The sequence below is a fragment of the Mesorhizobium sp. M7A.F.Ca.CA.002.05.1.1 genome (assembly GCF_003998335.1).
GTDB lineage: Bacteria > Pseudomonadota > Alphaproteobacteria > Rhizobiales > Rhizobiaceae > Mesorhizobium.
Map to the genome: position 1 here is coordinate 1 of NZ_RZQI01001004.1, position 2,048 is coordinate 2,048.

Annotated in this window: 3 protein-coding genes and 1 pseudogene; 3 read left to right on the plus strand and 1 reads right to left on the minus strand. The window is 63.3% G+C overall.

Annotated elements, in window-relative coordinates:
* Positions 1-280: ABC transporter substrate-binding protein (locus EN939_RS31715; RefSeq protein WP_164751397.1), on the minus strand; the 280-nt coding region annotated here is incomplete at its 3' end.
* A 179-nt stretch (positions 281-459) separates the two neighbouring features.
* Here EN939_RS31715 and EN939_RS31720 point away from each other — a divergent pair.
* The 3 genes and pseudogenes from EN939_RS31720 to EN939_RS39475 form a co-directional block, all read left to right on the plus strand.
* The gene (locus EN939_RS31720) at positions 460-987 is read left to right on the plus strand and encodes a flavin reductase (protein ID WP_095791541.1); all 528 of its coding nucleotides are present in this window, start codon (positions 460-462) and stop codon (positions 985-987) included.
* Entirely contained in the window at positions 984-1,913 is a 930-nt protein-coding gene (locus tag EN939_RS31725) for an AAA family ATPase (protein WP_023810354.1), read from the plus strand. Before EN939_RS31720 ends, EN939_RS31725 begins: the two co-directional genes overlap by 4 nt.
* 3 nt (positions 1,914-1,916) lie before the next feature.
* Positions 1,917-2,048 (plus strand): annotated as a pseudogene (locus tag EN939_RS39475) (VWA domain-containing protein); the annotation flags it as partial.

The window sequence follows — 2,048 nt, forward strand, 5'->3', positions numbered from 1 at the left end:
CCTCGGTGCAGAGAAACCCGACTACGATGTCGACCTTGGCGGCTGCGAATTCCTTGGCCGCGGCAGCGCCGCCGTCCGCGGTGCAGGCATCATCCACGGTCTTCAGTTCGATGCCGTTCGCTTCGGCCGCCAGGCCGGTGCCGGCCTCGATCTGCTTGCCGAGAATGGCAGATGGTCCCGATAGCGGTGCCGCGACGCCGACGAGCAGCGTCTGGGCATCCGCGGCACTGGCCAGAAACAGCCAGAACAGCGCCGCTATTGTTCTTGTCTTGGGTCGCATTCGAGCGATGGGTCCCTCCGTGCCGGCTCTATGCTCCTGGCACTATTGCCGCCAAGACCTAAAGGCTGCCCGGCCTTGGTGCAACACGGGAATTTCGGGATATGGCTCAAGCACTTCGCTTGTGGCGGGCTATATCTGGCCATATATGTCGGTAGGATCCTGACCATGGAAAAAATACGGTGCTGAAGAAGAACGACATTGGGCCGCAGGCCTATCGCGACGCGATGAGCCACTTTGCCGGCCACGTCCATGTGGTCACCACCGACGGGCCGGCCGGCAAGCGCGGCACGACGGTGATCGCCGCCTGTTCGGTGTCGGACACGCCGCCGACCATCCTGGTCTGTCTCAACCGCGAAAATGCCAAGAATGAGCTGTTCGTGAAAAACGGCAGGTTTGCCCTGAACACGCTGGCCTCGCACCAGGAGCCGCTGTCGGTCGGCTTTTCCGGCATCACCGGCCTGCCGGTCGAGGAACGTTTCGCGCTTGGCGAATGGGATGTGATCTCCACCGGCGCGCCGACGCTGAAAGGCGCGCTTGCCGTGTTCGACTGCGAATTGATCGACACCAAGGATCTGGCCACCCATCGTGTGCTTTTTGGCAAGGTGACAGGTCTGCGTATGGGCGATAATTTGCGGCCGCTGATCTACCACGCCCGCGGCTACCACGTTCTGGACAGCGGAGCGGCGGCGTTCACGGAGAAAGAATGACCGAGCTGAAACCGCGCGCCGCGCCACGGACGATCGACGAGACGCTCGATCTCCTGACCGGTGCGGACTATGTGGCGGACCGGTCGCTGGCGACCGTGCTGTTCCTGTCGTTGCGTATGAAGCGGCCGCTGTTCCTCGAGGGCGAGGCCGGCGTCGGCAAGACCGAGATCGCCAAGGTGTTGGCACAGGCGCTCGGTCGCCGGCTGATCCGCCTGCAGTGCTATGAAGGCCTCGACGTTTCGTCCGCCGTCTATGAGTGGAACTACGCCGCGCAGATGATCGAGATCCGCATGGAGGAGGCGGCCGGCAAGGTCGAGCGCTCCGCCATGGAGCGCAACGTCTTTTCCGAAAAATACCTGATCCGCCGCCCGGTGCTCGATGCGCTGACCGGAAAGACGGGCGCTGCCCCGGTTTTCCTGATCGATGAGCTCGACCGCACCGACGAGGCCTTCGAGGCCTTTCTGCTCGAAATCCTGTCCGACTTCCAAGTGACGGTGCCCGAACTCGGCACCATCAAGGCGGAAGAACCGCCGATCGTCATCATCACCACCAATCGCACCCGCGAAATCCACGATGCGCTGAAGCGGCGCTGCCTCTATCACTGGGTCGACTATCCCAACGCCGAGCGCGAGCTCGAGATCGTGCGCCGTAAGGTGCCGCAGGCCAACCAGCGGCTTTCGGCAGAAGTGGTCTCCTTTATCCAGAAGCTGCGCCAGATCGAATTGTTCAAGGTGCCTGGCGTCGCCGAGACCATCGACTGGGCCGGCGCGCTGACCGAGCTCGACAAGGTGGCGCTCGATCCGGAAACCGTCTCCGACACGATCGGCGTGCTGTTGAAATACCAGGACGACATTGCCCGCATCGAACAGGGCGAAGGCCGGCGCATCCTCAACGAGGTGAAGGCCGAGCTTTCGGCGGCGGAGTAGGCGATGCCGCGCCCCGAACCGAAAGAGGCCATGCCGCACGGGCGGATTGCCGACAACATCGTCTATTTTGCCCGCACCTTACGCAAGGCCGGCATGCGGGTCGGGCCGGCCTCGGTCAAGGACGCCATCGAGGCG